Raw genomic sequence first — 17472 nt, forward strand, 5'->3', positions numbered from 1 at the left:
ATGTTCAGTAAACTGTTTGGTAAATCATCACCGAAAAAGCCAGTGGCACCGGAAATCATGGGGCTGTATCTTGGCGGCTCGTTTGAACTGGACGATCTGAAGCTGTCACTGCTTGAAAAGGAGCTGGTCATTGAGGGCGCTGCACGCTCGCATATTATTCAGGCTGTCGGCCGTGCCCCGCTCGATTCCGGTGGTACACTGCTGCGCTACTATACCGACGACGATGCGTTTTTACAGGTTGTCTGTGATGGTGGCGAAACCGAAAATCATATTACCGACGTCAAGCTGTGGTATTTCTATGACACCCGCACCATTGGCAGTCAGACGCAATGGGACGACACGCTGGCAAACCTGATATCACAGCCTTCATACAGCCTGGAAGGCCACACCTATCAGCGTGTCTGGGAAGCTGTGGGAGAACAGTCTCCCCCGGTCGCCGTGACCGAAACCACTTATGAAGAAGACGGCGATGTCAGTACCACCGATCAGTTTATGATGCTCTATGAGCGCCCCATCGAACATGGTCGCACAGAATCATTACTGGTTGTGGGAGAGGAAAAAATCATTGGCAATAACGCCGATCGCTGTCTGGTAATCAGCACGGGTTTTGATATAACCCCTGCAGATATCACCATTAACGGTTAACAATAAGGATTATACGATGGACATGGTAACGCACTCTCTGGCAGGACTCGGTAACTTCGCCCTGTACTTTGCCGTTTCAATTGTGTTTATTTTCATTTTTAAAGTGGTCTATGCCCTGGTTACTCCCCATGACGAGTGGAAACTGGTCAAGGACGAGAAAAACGTCGCGGCGGCAATTGGCTTCGGCGGGGCGCTGATAGGCTTTGCTATTGCTTTGTCCGGCGCCGCGGCCAACTCGATTGCACTGGCTGACTTTGCCATCTGGGGAGCGGTTGCCATCATCGCACAGTCGCTGGCGTTTGCCCTGCTGCGCTTCACCTTTATGCCCAAGATTGCCGAGCGCATTAACAATAATGAAGTCTCCGCCGGTGTTATGCTGGCCTGCATGTCAGTGGCTGTTGGTCTGCTGAACGCCGCCTGCATGAGCTACTAGGAGGCGTTATGAGTGTTCAGAAACGCAGTAAAAGTATCAACCTGGCGCACATGCGCAAAGCCTTTGCGCTCAAACCGCTGGCGGTTGGCGTGGCGGGAGTACTGCTCAGTGCCTGTGGCGGCGATCGCCAGCCTGCCACCATTTATACGTCACTGGATGACTGCAAAAACGACTACCCCGATGCGCCCGAACGTTGCGATGCGGCCTATCAGCGCGCGGTAGAAGAGGCCCAGCGCACTGCCCCGCGGTTTAACAGTGAATATGACTGTGAATATGAGTTCGGCCCGAATCAGTGCCAGTATGTACAGACCAATAGCGGCGGGGTCTTTATGCCGTTCATGGCTGGCTTTATGGTCAGCCAGCTGTTGTCACCAAGCCGCTACTATTCGCAGCCGCTGTATACCTCTTTTTCTCCGTATTCGTCATTCCGCTCGCGCTGGATAACCGCAGATGGCTATGTCTTCGATGGTGATATCCGCAAGCGCAATTACCGGGTGAGTCCGGACCGCTTCAAGCCCAAACCAACGGTAACCCGGACGATGAGTCGCGGCGGCTTTGGCAGCAGCGTCCGTGCTAAATCGAGCTGGGGCAGCTCACGGTCAGGCTGGGGCGGCTAGTTTATGCTGAGACTGCCCTGCCCGGTCAGACCGGACTGGCAAAAACAGGCGGCAGAGTTTGGTTTTCATTTTCACACCCTGTACGGCGAGCCTTACTGGGACGAGTCAGCCTGCTATCAGTTCACTCTCAGGCAGATTGAAGAGGATCTGGAAGCGCCAACCGAAGCGCTGCATCAGATGTGTTGCCACGTCATTGATAAGGTGGTGGAGAGCGACGCGCTGATGGCGCGATTTTGTATTCCTGAGCCTCACTGGGATCTGGTCAGGCAAAGCTGGCAGCAACGCGCGCCGAGCCTCTACTCTCGCCTTGACCTGGTGTATGACGGGGTTGGCCCTGCCAAATTACTGGAGAATAATGCAGATACCCCCACCAGTCTGTATGAAACCGGCTTCTGGCAATGGTTATGGCTGGAGCAACAGGTCGACCGGGGGCATCTGCCGCGTCACGCCGATCAGTTTAACAGTCTGCAGGAAAAGCTGATCCACCGGTTTGCGCATATTGCGCAGCACTACCGCTTTTCACACATGCACTTTGCCTGTTGTAAGGATACCGAAGAGGACCGCGGAACGGTGCAGTATCTGCAGGATTGTGCCAAAGCAGCGGGGATCCAGTCCGACTTTGTTTACATTGAAGACATTGGCCTGTCACCGGAAGGCCTGTTCACTGATCTGCGCGACCAGGCGATCACCGACTGCTTCAAGCTGTACCCGTGGGAATTCATGTTACGCGAGGAGTATGGCGACGCACTTGAATCCGGTGGCGTTAACTGGATAGAGCCGCCCTACAAGGCCATTACCTCTAACAAAGCACTGTTGCCACTGCTTTGGCAGACGTTTCCCAATCACCCGAACCTGCTGCCAGCCTATTTTGGCGATGACAGACATGCACCGACATCGTCAGGAAAGTGGATTAAGAAGCCGGTATTTTCCCGTGAAGGTGCGAATATTTCCCTGCTCGACAACGGCAAAGAGTCCAAACTCAGTGACGGACCGTACGGAGAAGAAGGTTTTGTTATTCAGGCCTGTCATCCATTGCCTGTGTTTGACGGCAACCACACCCTGATAGGAAGCTGGCTGGTGGGTGATGAGGCCGCAGGCATTTCGGTACGAGAAGACCGCAGCGCCATCACACAGGATCTGTCCCGTTACCTGCCGCATATCATTATCTGAGGGAAAACCATGAATGAGCCATCGCTGACATTAAAACAACAGGCGACGACGCTGACCGTCGTCGCTGTGCTGTTAATCGTCTGTGAAATACTGAATATCTTCACTGGCAACGCCCTTAATCAGTTTGGCGTGTTGCCCCGGCACCTTTTCAGTTTATGGCATGTGGTCACCGCGCCCTTTTTGCATGCCTCACCGACGCACCTGATGATGAACCTGCTGCCTCTGCTGCTGTTTATGTGGCTGACCATGCAGTGGGGACGCCGCATTTTTATTCTCACTACGCTGTGCGTGATGCTGATGGGCGGGCTCGGCGTCTGGACGTTTGGCCGCAGCGCAATGCATATTGGCGCCAGCGGCATGGTATATGGCTACTTCGGTTTTTTACTACTGGGCGGATTCGTTTCCCGTCGGCTCGTGTACCTGCTGATTTCGCTGCTGGTCATAGCCCTTTATGGCGGTATGGTGTTTGGCGTGCTGCCTGGCAAGCAATTTATTTCGTTTGAATATCATTTGTTTGGCTTCGCTGCCGGTTTATTCAGCGCATGGACTTGGGCACGCAGACGCAATCCCGTATAATGCCGTTAACGTATTTTTGAGTTGTTGTCATGCCGCAGGATCAGCCACAAAAGCAAAATCAGGGGTTCTTTGCCAACCTCGCGTTTAATATCATTATTCCGGTTGTCATTATGAGTTATGGCAGCGATGAAGCTTACCTTGGTCCGGCATGGAGTATCGTCGCAGCACTCATCTTCCCTATTGGTTATGGCTTCTGGGACCTGAAAGAGTCCGGCAAGGTGAACATGTTTTCGGTGCTGGGCATCATCAGCGTGGTGCTCACCGGCGGAATAAGCCTGCTGGAGCTGCCTGCACAATACATTGCCATCAAGGAAGCGGCGATCCCTGCACTGATTGGGATTGCAGTGCTAATTACCCAATACACCGACAAGCCGCTGGTTAAAGCGCTGATCCTGAATGACCAGCTAATCAACTGGGCACGTCTGAATGAAGCGCTGGATGAAGACCACAAGCGCGAGTCATTTCAGCGTAAGGTAGCGGTCAGTTCCTATATTGTTGCCAGCTCATTTTTCCTGTCATCGGTACTGAACTACGTGCTGGCAAAAGTGATCCTGGTCAGCGAACCAGGTACAACAGCCTATACCGAGGAACTCGGACGCATGACAGCACTGAGTTATCCGGTCATTGTTATCCCCAGTATGATCCTGCTGATGACCGCGCTGTGGTACCTGTTTGCCCAAATTAAAAAAATCACCGGCGAAGATCTCGAACACTTTATCAACCAGTGAGCCAAAGCGGCAGCTGAGTTCGTAGTGATTACTGACGACTTCAGATATACCCTGGCCGGCCATGATAGTTATTCAGAACCTTCGCAAACACTACCCGGGCACCGCAACGCCACAGCTTGATGGCGCCAGTCTGTCGGTGAAGCCGGGTGAAAGCATCAGCATTCGCGGTGCATCAGGTTGCGGCAAATCCACCCTGCTGTCGCTGTTAGCCGGTTTCGATTCCCCCGACGCAGGCTCAATTCAGATTAACAATGTCAGACTGCCCTTTGTCAGCGCCAGCCAGGCGGATTCCTTCCGTCGGGAGCACTTAGGCTTCGTTTATCAGAATTTCAATTTGCTGGACTGCCTGTCAGTATTCGACAACATTGCCTTTACCGCCCGCCTCAAAGGTAACCTTGATACACAGTACCAGCAGCAACTGATGCAGGCGCTCGGTATTGAAAAACTGGCAGCGCAGCCTATTGCTCACCTCTCGGGCGGCGAGCAGCAGCGCGTTGCGATTGCACGCGCACTGAATCACCGGCCTTCACTGCTACTGGCAGACGAGCCCACAGGTAACCTGGATGAAAAGACCAGTATGAAGGTGGCGCGCCTTCTCTTTGACCTGTGCAAACAAACCGGTACAACCGTCATCGTGGTTACCCACGCCAGTGAAGTTGCGGAAATGGCGAACAAGCCTTACCTGCTGCATGAGGGTAAGGTATTACCACAAACAACCGGAACCTAAGCCGGTGTACTGGCCCGCTTACCGTTTGAGCCTCGGCGTTTTTGCCCGCTCAGCCCGTCGCCGGTGGTGGGAAGTAATGCTGATCGTCTTCTCAGTCGCGGTTGCGTGTGGCGGTCTGACGGCTGTGTCACTCATTAACCAGGCGGCGGATCGCAGCCAGCAGGCAAGCCAGTCACCATGGGTTAACCCGGCCTATACCATCACCGCTGGGGCCGATACCGCGCCGCTGACGAAACAGGATTACGCCATGCTCAGACAGCGTGGCATTACCCAGGCCGTGGCGTTCGCCTCAAAGGCGAGTACCGTAACCTGCTCCGGATCGGCAACGGCGCATGACATTACCGTAAGCGGCATAGACACACTGGCAGCCGTCCCGCTTGCTGACAACGACAGGCATGCATCATTACCGGTCACGACCAGCGCGGGCCCGATTGCCCTGGTCAGTGAGGCAACCCTGGCTGCGCTAAACTGTAATACCGTGCAGCCCGCCAGTAACACTCGTCATACATCCCCGCTAACACTGGTTGCCGGCCCCTTGCCCGACGGTGTGCTCCTGACCGACCTGACGGTGTTTTATCACTGGTTTTCAGTCACACAGGCACCACTTAACACGATCCTCATTCCGTTTCAGCTTAACGCGGATGAGGAATCTGCACTGCGGGCCATGTTACCCGCCCATCTGTCACTCAAACGCTCGCCACTGGGGAGCGACGGCACCCTTACCGACAGTTTTCAGCTTAACCTCTGGGCTATGAGTGCCATGATGGCGATGGTCAGTGTGTTTATTGTGGTGAATGCACTCAATCTGATGTACCGAAGCCGGCTTCACCTGCTTCGTCAGTTACGGCAACTGGGCGTGGGGGCCTTGATACTACTGCTGGCCTTACAAACCGAAGTGCTGCTGTACACGGCCATCGGCGCCCTTGGCGGCGTGCTCGGTGGTGCCTGGCTGACCACAACGCTGACACCCGCACTACAGACAACGTTCACAGCGCTGTTTGATCTCTCGTTTGCGGGGGCCGATGCGCCCATCACAGGGCTTTTCCTGACAGCATGGGGACTCAGCATGCTGGCTGTCGGGCTGTTCGTCGCTATCCCCGCCCGTCAGCTTTCCAGCCTGTCAGAAAGGCTAACGGCGAGTTCGCCCGGGTACCTGCCATACTGGCCAGGACTGGCTGCGTTAATTGTTATTGTTGTTGTGCCGGTTATCGCGTCATCCACATTGAGCGCGCTGCTGACCGTGGGCGCGGTGTTGCTGGCGGGCTGTGTAATGATTCTGGTCTGGCTGCCACCGCTATTGCGCCTGGTGCATCGTATGTTACCTGCACGGTTTGTACTGCTTCACTACGCCTCAGCCAGCGCAGTGAAATTATCCACACGTACCCGGCTGGCTGTCTGCGCTTTTTTCATCGCCCTGACCGCAAATACGGGTATGAACGTGATGACGGACAGCTTTCGTAATGCTACCTCTGACTGGCTGTTGCAGCGGCTGAATGCCGAGGGCTATGTGTATACCCACAACCAGCATGCGCCCGCAGAGGTGCCTGATAGCGTGACTGTCGTCACGGTTTATCGTGCCGATGCCATGCTCAGTGAACGGCCGGTAAAAGTACGCAGTTACCCGTTTAGCCGCCGCGCCAGGGAAAGCCTGGTACTTGATACCGCACTTCCCGATGCCTGGCAGACCTACGCTGACTATCAGGGCGTATTTGTTAATCAGCAACTGGCATTCCGGCATCAGCTGGATACCGGCGATGTACTGACATTGCGCCTTGCCAGCGGCGAAGCACTGCGTCGCACGGTGGTGGGTATTTATCCGGATTACGGTAATCCGGATGCGCAGCTCATGATGCCCCCGGACACCGTCGCACGCTATGGACAATACGGCGGTCTCAGCGCAGTGTATCTCGATTCCCCCGCGGCCAGCGACTCGCTCACCAACTGGCTGGCGTCATTACCGTCTGACTATGAGTATTATGACGCCAATACCCTCTATTCACTGTCGATGAAGACCTTCGATCGCACTTTTGTTGTTACGGATGCGCTGAATATCGCCACCCTGCTGGTCGCAGCCCTGTCATTTCTGGTGTCGGTATTTCTGGTCAGTCTCGACAGCCGGCCACAATACGCGGTACTTCGGATGCTCGGTGTATCAGGCGCCCGCTTGAAAATACTGATTGCCGGACAGTATCTGCTCCTTTGTGCAATGACTGCCGCACTGGCGCTGCCTGCAGGAATAGGACTTGCCTGGGTGTTCATCGATAAGGTCAACCGTTATGCGTTCAGCTGGATTTATCCTCTGAGTGTCGACGCAGGCGTCTTGCTGCAAAGTGCCGCCTTAAGCCTCGTATCCATCATGCTGGTGCTGGTGCTGCCACTGACCCGGTTGTCATCGCGTGTTGATCTCAGACAGGAGACCCGCACATGAAGCCTTTTCTGATGCTAGCGTTACTGCTCTTGCTGGCAGCCTGCAATAAAGCACCTCAGGCCCCCGCCGACAGCCTGTTTAAGGGACTGTCTGATGACAACCCGTCTGCCTCGCTGTACCGCTCGCCGCTGACGCTGCCCGATGATTATCGCAGTCATGACAACTATCAGCTGGAATGGTGGTACCTGACGGTGGTCGCTGAAGATGAAGAGGCTAATCCTTTCGGATTTCAGTTCACGCTGTTTCGCCTTAAGCAGGATGATGTACCGGAAAATGTCTGGGCGGACAATCAGTTATGGATGGCGCACGCCTCGCTGCATAGCAGTGAACAGCACTGGTTTGAAGAACGACTCGCTCGTGGTGGCGTCGGTAATGCCGGGGTTGCTACCCCCCCGTTCAGAGCGTGGCTGGATAACTGGGAATGGCAGGCAATGACGGGCACAACCCCGTTTCCGTCTGACCTGACCGTTGCCTTTAAGGACGGTACTTCTGTGACATTGACCCTGACCGCGGCCGGACCACCGGTTCGCCACGGCCATCAGGGGATAAGCCATAAATCCGCTAATGGCGACCTGCGCTCGTACTACTACAGCCAGCCCTTTATTACTGTTACCGGGCAGATTGATAGTAAAGAAAAGCCTGCCCGGCTTACGGGTAAAGGCTGGTTTGATCATGAATGGACCAGTGAGCTGGCGCGCGATGAAGCCCTGGGCTGGGACTGGCTGTCTTTGCATCTGGACGATGAACGCAAAGTCATGGTGTTCAGAATGCACACGGCGGGCGCGTCACCGTTTGTCACCGGTACGCTGATTAACGCGGCGGGGGATTATCGAACGCTGGATGCCGACGAGGTAACATTCTTACCTGACGGCTACGAAACCATTAACGGACACACGATGCCAGTCCGCTGGCAACTTTCGTTGCCTCGCGAAGGGATTGACGTACAGATTGCCCCGTTTAAACCGGGGCAGTATAACACCGGTCAGTTTCCCTACTATGAGGGCCGTGTGGAGGTGAGCGGTACCCACACCGGCAGTGGTTTTCTTGAGCTGACCGGTTATTAGGGCAACAACCCACGCCGGTCTGTCTGTCGCTGTATCAATACACCGACCAGTTTATGCGGCGGGTCAGCGATTCGAGTGCGGCGACGCCGGCCAGTGAGTTGCCCATATCGTTCAGTTCCGGAGACCAGACACAAACCGAGAAACGTCCCGGCACCACCGCAATAATCCCGCCACCGACGCCACTCTTGCCGGGCAAGCCCACGCGAAAAGCAAAGCGCCCCGCTTCATCATACAGACCACTGGTGGCCAGCAGCGCATTAACCTGCCGCGTTTCATCGATATCCAGCACCTGCTGACAGGAAAACTGGCAATAGCCCCGGTTGGCCAGAAAGTTCACTGCCCTTGCCAGATCCTGACAGGTCATCTCCAGTGCACAGTTATAAAAATAGTGATGGAGCACGTCCTCCACCTCATTTTCAAAATTATTGAATGCCTTCATCAGATACGCCATGGCAGCATTGCGCGAGCGGTGCTGATACTCCGAGTCGGCCACGACCGCATTGGCAACCAGTGCCGGATTGCCGCACAGCTTTCTGACGAAATCACGCATGGCAATGTGCGGCGACACAAAGCGCGTCTGATTCATATCACTGATAACCAGTGCACCGGCGTTAATAAACGGGTTTCGTGGGATCCCTTTTTCGTATTCCAGTTGCACCAGCGAATTAAACGGCAGCCCTGACGGCTCACACCCCACGCGCTGCCACAGGCCCTCGCCATAATGCTTCACCGCCAGTACCAGATTGAACAGCTTGGAAATGCTCTGGATAGAAAACGGCGTGGTGTCATCACCCACACTCATCATTTTGCCACTGACGCCACATACTGCGATGCCCAGTTGATCGGGGCGAACAGAGGCGAGCGCAGGGATATAGTCGGCCACCTTTCCCTGCCCTATCAGCGGCAGCACTTCCTGATAAATTTCTTCGAGTAACGCCTGCATACCTTTTACCGTTTTTTTATTTCTCTGTTTATTCAAAAAACCCGGCAATGTGCCGGGCTTTTTGACAAAAGAACATCAGCACTACTGACAATGCCAGTCTTCAGCCAAATCACAGGTCTCAAGCTCACTGGTCTCGTCTTCTGCCTCTGAAGCCTGTACTTTTGGCGTGCTTTTTACCGCCGGACTGTTCTCCAGCATACCGAAGATACGCTTGGCGATATCCGTGTTGTCAATCTGACCGGCAAAGGCTTCTGCACCACGGCCAAAGGCAAACACTTCCACATCGACACCTGTATGACCACCTGTTGTCCAGCCGGTATTGGTTTTATTGTCGAGGAAGGTTTTGATAGCAACTTCACGGGCTTTGACATCCGGATTTTGCGCGACATTATCGAACATTGCACGCTCTTCCCCTGTCAGGGCGAATCCAAGCTGCTGCGCAACGTAATCGCCAGGAGAGGTGGCCTGTGCCATAGCATCGGCGATAGTTTCGGCGGCCGCTTTCATGCTGCGAATATACTCAGGGCTCCAGCGATAATCGCCACGGGCACCAATGGTGAGCCCGCCGGTGCTGTGGTCAGCCGTCAGCACTACCAGGGTGTCAGGATGCTGCTTAACATACTTTCGCAGCATGTCCATTGTCAGTGCCAGGTCATGCATTTCAGCCATGGCAGAGGCAATATCATTGTCATGGCCTGCCCAGTCAACCTGGCTGGCTTCGACAAGCAGGAAGTAGCCGTTGTCATTTTCCAGGTGTTTGATGGCATGACGGGTCAGATAGGCCAGACGATTCTTACGGGTATCATCCAGCGCCGCTGGCAGTGCAACTTCAGCAAACAGCCCAATCACATTTGAGCCGGCCGGGATCGCTGCCAGCCGGTTATAACTGTCCGCGTACTGATAGCCCGCATCAATAAATTGTGCCAGTACATCCCGATCCTGACGTTCGAAGTAGCGGGTACCACCGCCAAGCATAACATCGGCGACAAACGCGCCGTTCACGCGGTTATCAAAAAAGTCATCCGCAATCGCATCGTAGTTTTTCCGGCTCTCATCGTGGGCAATGTAGGCTGCCGGCGTGGCATGAACAATCTGCGAGGTCACAGCCAGACCTGTGCGTTTCCCCTTCGCCTTGGCGCGGGCCATCACTGATTCAAGCGGCGCTTTGTTCACATCAACGCCAATTGCCCCGTTATAGGTTTTAACCCCAGAGGCCAGCGCGGTGGCGGCGGCGGCAGAGTCGGTTACATAACCGGTGTTGTGCTCAGGGTAGGTAGAAGCGTTGCCAACCAGAATGTCATCAAACACCACGGTTTCTACCTGTGGTGTGGCGGGATCATCCCGAAAATTGCGATACGCAGTGGTGTAGGCCGGGCCCATACCATCGGCAACGATCATAATAATATTACGCGGAACCTTGCCGGAAGTTGCGTCACCGGCAGTGCGACTGGACGACGTTTCTGTGGCTGGCGTCATCTGCATACAACCAGTCAGTACAAAAGACGCCGCAAGCGACGCAGTGATTACTTTCTTAAACATGAATGCTTTCCTTAAGAATCAACGTTCCAAGTGTAAAACACCCTGTTTAATAGAACAATTTTAATCCGTTCAATGCTGGTTTCTGTGCGTTAGGATCGATCAGACCCAAGCACTTCACGCAGACGCTGCTGGGCGACATCCACCAGCATATCTGGCTGAAATTTCGAGATGAAACGGTCACAGCCCACCTTTTCTACCATCGCATCATTAAAGCTGCCGCTGAGTGACGTGTTCAGTGTGATAAACAAATCTGACATACGCGGGTCGTTTCTGACTTCTGCAGTAAGACGATACCCGTCAATTTCCGGCATCTCCGCATCGGTAAACATCATCAGTATTTTGTCACTCGGCCGGGTCCCCAGATCTGCCCATTCACGCAGCAGCGCCAGCGCCTCTGCACCATTACGGCATTCGAGTACGGTCAGGCCAAGCTGGGTCAGTGTGTCTGACATCTGTTTACGGGCGGTTCCCGAATCATCAACAATCAGTACCTTCCGCCCCTGGAAGTGCGGTAGCAGGTCTTCGTCGAGCAACTCTTCTGAAATACTGACGTCATAATCGACGATTTCCGCGAGCACTTTCTCAACATCAATGATCTCTACTAACTCACGTTTGTTATCAATATCAATCTGAGTGATAGCGGTAAGGTAATTTGACTTACCGATACTTTTTGGGGGCGGCTGTATGTCCTGCCACGAGGTGTTTACGATGTTAAGTACCTTGCCAATCAGGAACCCCTGCACGCTACGGTTATATTCGGTGATGATGACATTTTCTGCCTGCTCACCAATAGCACCGCCCTGCATCCGGATTGCCTGACGCAAATCGACAATAGGAATGGCCTTCCCACGGTAATTCATGACACCGCGTAAATTCTGATGCGAGCCGGGCATGCTGCTTAAACGCGGCACGCCAATCACTTCTTTTACTTTAAAAACGTTGATCGCAAAAACATGTCGGGAGCCTAATCTGAACAACAGCAACTCTAGCCGGTTCTCGCCCACCAGTCGGGTTCGCTGATCAACCGATGCCAGTACGCCTGTCATGAAGCTCCTCCGAAAAACCGCACTGTACCCTGTTTGCTGCGCTTCCGCTATTCATCTTAAGCAGCATCTGTTCGCACAAGAATCATTCACATAATGAATGGCCGAGATGCTGATTATATATTTCTGTTATTGCTGGTTACGCTCTAGGATGAAATGGAATCGATTGAGAAGGTCAGCCACAGCAGAACGCCTCGCAATCAACACATAATTATTTGCAACAAGTATAGTCGGGAGAAACGCTCATGTCGCAATATCAACAGGACATCGACAATTTCGCAACGTTGAAATCATCTAAAAACGGTACCTGGGATGCTATTAATCCAGAGTTCGCTGCACGAATGAAGGTGCAGAACCGATTCAAAACCGGGCTTGATATTGCTCGTTACACTGCGGCAATCATGCGTAAAGACATGGCTGAATATGATGCAGACAGCAGTCAGTACACTCAGTCACTGGGTTGCTGGCACGGCTTTGTCGGTCAGCAAAAAATGCTGTCAGTGAAAAAGCATCAGGGCACGACCAACAAGAGCTACCTCTATCTGTCTGGCTGGATGGTGGCTGCACTGCGTTCTGAGTTTGGCCCTCTGCCAGACCAGTCAATGCATGAAAAAACCTCTGTCCCGGCGCTGATTGAAGAGCTCTACACTTTCCTGCGTCAGGCTGACGCGCGTGAACTGGGTGATTTGTTCAAACAACTTGATGCAGCCAAGGCGTCAGGTGGCGATATTGCTGCTATTCAGGCACAGATCGACAACTATGAAACCCACATTGTGCCAATTATTGCGGATATTGACGCGGGCTTTGGTAACGAAGAAGCCACGTACCTGCTGGCTAAGAAAATGATTGAAGCCGGTGCGTGCTGTATCCAGATTGAAAACCAGGTGTCTGACGCGAAACAGTGCGGTCACCAGGACGGTAAGGTTACCGTACCTCATGAAGACTTCCTGGCAAAAATTAACGCTGTCCGGTACGCCTTCCTGGAACTGGGTGTGGATGACGGTGTTATTGTTGCCCGTACCGACTCACTGGGTGCCGGTCTGACCCAGAAAATTCCGGTATCACAGAAAGAAGGTGATCTGGCCTCACAATACAATGCCTTCCTCAAAACTACGCCGGTGAACAGCGTTGCGGATCTTGACGAAGGCGACCTGGTACTGAAGCAGAACGGACAGCTGGTAAAACCTGAGCGTCTGCCAAATGGCCTGTTCCGCTTTAAAGATAACACCGGTGTTGACCGTGTTGTGCTGGATTGTGTCACGTCACTGAAAAACGGTGCCGACCTGCTGTGGATTGAAACCGAGAAGCCGCACGTTGGTCAGATTGCAGAAATGGTTAATGCCATTCGTGAGCAGGTACCAAATGCGAAGCTGGTTTATAACAATTCTCCATCGTTCAACTGGACGCTCAACTTCCGTCAGCAGGTATTTGATGCATGGCAGGAAGCGGGTAAAGACGTCTCTAGCTACGACCGTGCCAAGCTGATGTCGGAAGAGTACGACAGCAGCGAACTGGCGCAGGAGGCGGATGCGAAGATCCGCAGCTTCCAGGCTGATGCCGCGCGTGAAGCAGGTATCTTCCACCACCTCATTACCCTGCCAACGTATCATACAGCAGCGCTGTCTACTGATACCCTGGCAAAAGGTTACTTTGGTGATGACGGTATGCTGGCTTACGTTCGTGGCGTACAGCGTCAGGAAATCCGTCAGGGGCTGGCATGCGTTAAGCACCAGGCAATGGCAGGTTCAGATCTCGGCGACACACATAAAGAGTACTTCTCTGGCGAAGCCGCACTGAAAGCGGCAGGTGAAGACAACACGATGAACCAGTTCGACGTATAATCGAAACAGGTCAGTACACAGCCCGGCATACGCCGGGCTTTTTTATTCCTGTGTGGTAACCGGGCTGGTTTCGCGCTATTCATCCTGTTTATCTGTTACTGCACCCTGAAAAAACGGCACTTTGCCTCACCCGGCATTCATCCAAAAATATAACCCACTATTTTTATTATACTTTTTACTTTCACTCCTGAATCGCATAAGACTAAAGGCCTATCTGACACCCTTCTAAAAACCCTTTATACTCGTCCCCCGTAAATCGAACGAATAAAGGCTATTAACACTATGAATATTGCGAAGGTAGACCTAAACCTGCTGGTCTATTTAGATGTGCTGCTACGGGAAGGCAGTGTCACCCGTGCTGCGAATCAGCTGAGTATTACGCAACCGGCGATGAGTAATGGTCTTAAACGCCTTCGTGATTTGTTCAAGGACCCATTGCTGGTTAGAACCAGTGACGGTATGACACCGACCAAGCGTGCGCTTGAACTGCAACCGGTGATCCGTGATGTCCTGAGTAAACTGGAAAGCTCTATTCAGCCTGAAACCGACTTCGATCCACTTACCAGTGACAGAACATTCCGCATTATGACCAGTGACTACGCAGAGAGTACGCTGCTACTGGAGCTGGTAGGCAAACTGGCCCGCCTTGCGCCAAACATTACCCTGGACCTGATTACCCCGAGTGATGTGACTTTTCACGACGTTGAGCAGGGCAAAGTGGACATGGCCATTAACCGTTTTGACGAGTTACCGTTGTCATTCCATCAGAAGGTAATTTGGTATGACACCTTCAGTTGTGTCATGAGTGCCGACCATCCCCTGGCCGAAAAATGCGACCTGCAAAGCTACCTTAATGCCCAGCACATCTGGGTAAGCAAAACCGGCTTTGGCGTTGGTGTCGGTATCGACCCGAATGAGGTGCAGAAACTGGGCTGGGTTGACGCTGAACTGACCAAGCTGGGTAAACAGCGCGCTATCAGAGTCTTTACCCGTCACTACCACGCTGCGCTGCAAATAGCCAAAAAACAGCATTTGATTGCCACATTGCCAAGCAAAGCCGCGAAGCTGTTTAAAGACGATCCGTCAGTCGTTGTCAGAGAACCGCCGTTCGATATTCCACCAATTGCATTGAAGATGGCCTGGAGCGCATTGCTGCATCATGATGCTGGTCACATCTGGCTGCGACGTCTGATCAGCGACGTTGCAGAGGAAATGGGTAACCTGTAACCACCTCTCATTCACTTTATTTATGGCAAAGATACAAACCATAAATCAAAAAAGAGAGTAAAGTAGGAAACTACACAGCGCCGGGCCACTGCTTCGCGAAGCGGGGGAACCGTCTTTTAACAACACGCCGTAAACCCATCCATGGGGGCTCTCCAATCGCATCCCTGCGATTGGAAGGTTGTGAAAAGACGGTTCCCCCACTCCACGCGCGTTGCCCGGCAGAATCAATCTTTATTTTGAGGTGGGTATGTCTGACTATGCTCAGTATGGCCGGCTAAAAGTGGCTGCCGTCTTGGATGACTTCATTAATCAACAGGCATTGCCTGACTCAGGCGTCTCGCCAAAGGCTTTTTGGCAGGGTGCAGAGGGCCTGTTTGCCCGCTTTGTCGATAAAAATGCGGCCTTGCTGGCCGAGCGTGATCGCCTTCAGCAGCTGATTGATGACTATCACAAAGCAGGCAAACCGGTTGACACTGACCAGTACAAACCGTTTTTGAAAGAAATCGGCTATCTGGTCGATCCGCCTGCACCGTTCACTGTGGATACGACCAACGTCGATAAGGAAATTGCGCAACTTGCCGGTCCGCAACTGGTTGTGCCCATCAACAATGCACGGTATGCACTAAATGCCGTCAACGCCCGCTGGGGAAGTTTGTACGATGCCCTGTACGGCACAGATATTATCAGTGACGACGGTGGTGCAGAGCCTGGCAGCAGTTATAACCCGGTACGCGGTCAGAAAGTGGTGAAACAGGCGCGCGAATACCTCGACACCATTATTCCTTTGGCAACGTCCAGTCATGTGAACGCCACAGGCTATACCATTGAGTCGGGCAAGCTCTCGGTGACCCTGGCGAATGGTGACATTACCACGCTGGTGGAGCCGGAGCAGTGGCGCGGCTATCAGGGCGATATCGATCAGCCAACCGCCCTGCTCTTCCAACATAATGGCCTGCACATTGAGTTACAGTTTGATGCTACTCATCCTGTTGGCAAAGCCGATCCGGCAGGCATTAAAGATGTGCTGGTTGAAGCGGCGCTCACTACCATAATGGATTGTGAGGACTCGGTTGCCGCGGTGGATGCCGAAGATAAAACGCTGGTATACGCTAACTGGCTTGGCCTGATGCGTGGTGATCTTAAAATCACCATGGAAAAAGGTGGTAAAACACTGACCCGTGAAATGCAGTCTGACCGCTCGTATCATCCTTCCAAACATGCCTCAGGGAACGGTGAACTGGTCCTGCCGGGACGCAGCCTGATGTTCGTCAGAAATGTCGGGCACCTGATGACCAATGATGCCATGCTGTTTGATGACAAACCGGTGCCAGAGGGCATGATGGACGCCCTGGTAACGGCATTGATTGGTAAGCATGACCTGCTGAATAACGGGCGTTTCCGTAACAGCCGGGAAGGCAGCATCTACATTGTAAAACCCAAAATGCACGGACCTGACGAAGTTGCATTCACCAACGCTCTGTTCGGTGAAGTAGAAAACATCATTGGTTTGCCTGCCAATACGCTGAAAATGGGTATCATGGATGAAGAGCGCCGCACAACGGTTAACCTTGAAGCCTGTATTGCCGCCGCAAAAGATCGTGTGGTGTTTATTAACACCGGATTCCTCGATCGCACAGGTGACGAAATACATACTTCCATGCTGGCGGGACCGTTTGCCGACAAAGCAGCACTGAAAACCATGCCATGGATTAAAGCGTATGAGCAGGCTAACGTGGCCATTGGTTTGCGCTGTGGCCTCTCTGGCAAGGCCCAGATTGGTAAGGGCATGTGGCCCATCCCTGACCAGATGGCCAATATGATGGAGGCGAAGATCGGGCATCCGAAGTCGGGCGCGAACACCGCGTGGGTTCCCTCACCTACCGCGGCCACCCTGCACGCGCTGCATTATCACAAAATCAATGTGTTCAAGGTGCAGAGCACGCTCGACAGTCAGTATGACGGACTGGATGATATTCTGAGTATCCCGCTACTGGATGACGCATCGTCATTAACACCGGACACTATCCAAAACGAGCTGGATAATAATGTCCAGGGTATTCTTGGCTACGTGGTTCGTTGGGTTCATCAGGGTATCGGCTGCTCCAAGGTGCCGGACATTAACAATGTCGGCCTGATGGAAGACCGTGCCACGCTGCGGATCTCTTCCCAGCATATTGCTAACTGGCTTGAACATGGCATCGTGACCGAACAGCAGGTACGCGAGTCGCTGGCGCGTCTGGCTGTGCTGGTTGACGAACAAAACGCGGGCGACAAGGAATACATCCCAATGACGCCGGACCTCGACAACGCCATTGGTTTCCAGGCAGCCTGCGACCTGATTTTCGAAGGTAAGTCGCAGCCGAGTGGCTACACCGAGCCCCTGCTCCATCAGCGGCGGCGTGAAATGAAAGCCCGCCTGTCTCAGTAATGCTTTGAAGGCCGCACGTTATTTGCGGCCTTTTTTATTTTCTGGCATCCGTTGCAGGCTCAG

The 17472-nt window shown here is 53.3% G+C and carries 15 protein-coding genes; 12 read left to right on the plus strand and 3 right to left on the minus strand.

What is annotated here, in order from left to right:
- The 9 genes from AB1N33_RS12455 to AB1N33_RS12495 all read left to right on the plus strand — a co-directional run bounded on the left by AB1N33_RS12455 (position 1) and on the right by AB1N33_RS12495 (position 8388).
- The gene (locus AB1N33_RS12455; protein WP_411271881.1) at positions 1 to 645 is read left to right on the plus strand and encodes a YjfK family protein; all 645 of its coding nucleotides are present in this window, start codon (positions 1 to 3) and stop codon (positions 643 to 645) included.
- A 16-nt stretch (positions 646 to 661) separates the two neighbouring features.
- Positions 662 to 1078, plus strand: a complete 417-nt coding sequence (locus tag AB1N33_RS12460) for a DUF350 domain-containing protein (protein WP_411271882.1) — start codon at positions 662 to 664, stop codon at positions 1076 to 1078.
- An 8-nt stretch (positions 1079 to 1086) separates the two neighbouring features.
- Positions 1087 to 1695, plus strand: coding sequence for a DUF1190 family protein (locus AB1N33_RS12465; RefSeq protein ID WP_411271883.1), 609 nt, complete (start codon positions 1087 to 1089; stop codon positions 1693 to 1695).
- A 3-nt stretch (positions 1696 to 1698) separates the two neighbouring features.
- Complete coding sequence (locus AB1N33_RS12470; protein WP_411271884.1) at positions 1699 to 2865, plus strand: glutathionylspermidine synthase family protein; 1167 nt, start codon at positions 1699 to 1701, stop codon at positions 2863 to 2865.
- Between the two features lie 9 nt (positions 2866 to 2874).
- Complete coding sequence (locus tag AB1N33_RS12475) at positions 2875 to 3441, plus strand: rhomboid family intramembrane serine protease (protein WP_411271885.1); 567 nt, start codon at positions 2875 to 2877, stop codon at positions 3439 to 3441.
- Between the two features lie 29 nt (positions 3442 to 3470).
- Positions 3471 to 4169: a VC0807 family protein gene (locus tag AB1N33_RS12480; protein ID WP_411271886.1), complete on the plus strand. Its 699-nt coding sequence runs from the start codon at positions 3471 to 3473 to the stop codon at positions 4167 to 4169.
- Between the two features lie 61 nt (positions 4170 to 4230).
- Positions 4231 to 4896: an ABC transporter ATP-binding protein gene (locus tag AB1N33_RS12485; protein ID WP_411271887.1), complete on the plus strand. Its 666-nt coding sequence runs from the start codon at positions 4231 to 4233 to the stop codon at positions 4894 to 4896.
- A 76-nt stretch (positions 4897 to 4972) separates the two neighbouring features.
- Complete coding sequence (locus tag AB1N33_RS12490) at positions 4973 to 7324, plus strand: ABC transporter permease (RefSeq protein ID WP_411271888.1); 2352 nt, start codon at positions 4973 to 4975, stop codon at positions 7322 to 7324.
- On the plus strand, positions 7321 to 8388 hold the full coding sequence (locus tag AB1N33_RS12495) for a lipocalin-like domain-containing protein (protein WP_411271889.1): 1068 nt from the start codon (positions 7321 to 7323) through the stop codon (positions 8386 to 8388). Before AB1N33_RS12490 ends, AB1N33_RS12495 begins: the two co-directional genes overlap by 4 nt.
- A gap of 34 nt (positions 8389 to 8422) precedes the next feature.
- Here AB1N33_RS12495 and glsB read toward each other — a convergent pair whose 3' ends face one another.
- From glsB to AB1N33_RS12510, 3 genes are all read right to left on the minus strand, one after another.
- Positions 8423 to 9331, minus strand: a complete 909-nt coding sequence (gene glsB / locus AB1N33_RS12500; RefSeq protein ID WP_411271890.1) for a glutaminase B — start codon at positions 9329 to 9331, stop codon at positions 8423 to 8425.
- Positions 9332 to 9412: 81 nt separating this feature from the next.
- Positions 9413 to 10870 carry an alkaline phosphatase gene (locus AB1N33_RS12505; RefSeq protein ID WP_411271891.1) on the minus strand — a complete coding sequence of 486 codons (1458 nt, stop codon included), beginning with the start codon at positions 10868 to 10870 and terminating at the stop codon, positions 9413 to 9415.
- Between the two features lie 89 nt (positions 10871 to 10959).
- Complete coding sequence (locus AB1N33_RS12510; protein WP_411271892.1) at positions 10960 to 11916, minus strand: chemotaxis protein CheV; 957 nt, start codon at positions 11914 to 11916, stop codon at positions 10960 to 10962.
- Positions 11917 to 12158: 242 nt separating this feature from the next.
- Between AB1N33_RS12510 and AB1N33_RS12515 the strand changes: the two genes are divergently transcribed.
- From AB1N33_RS12515 to AB1N33_RS12525, 3 genes are all read left to right on the plus strand, one after another.
- Positions 12159 to 13754 (plus strand): isocitrate lyase, encoded by a 1596-nt coding sequence (locus AB1N33_RS12515; RefSeq protein WP_411271893.1) that lies wholly within the window; start codon positions 12159 to 12161, stop codon positions 13752 to 13754.
- A gap of 282 nt (positions 13755 to 14036) precedes the next feature.
- Positions 14037 to 14981, plus strand: a complete 945-nt coding sequence (locus AB1N33_RS12520; RefSeq protein ID WP_411271894.1) for a LysR family transcriptional regulator — start codon at positions 14037 to 14039, stop codon at positions 14979 to 14981.
- A 247-nt stretch (positions 14982 to 15228) separates the two neighbouring features.
- Positions 15229 to 17409: a malate synthase G gene (locus AB1N33_RS12525; protein ID WP_411271895.1), complete on the plus strand. Its 2181-nt coding sequence runs from the start codon at positions 15229 to 15231 to the stop codon at positions 17407 to 17409.
- Positions 17410 to 17472 lie beyond the last annotated feature (63 nt).

Origin of the sequence: Alteromonas nitratireducens, from assembly GCF_040812025.1 — a bacterium.
In the GTDB taxonomy this organism is placed as follows: domain Bacteria; phylum Pseudomonadota; class Gammaproteobacteria; order Enterobacterales; family Alteromonadaceae; genus Alteromonas; species Alteromonas nitratireducens.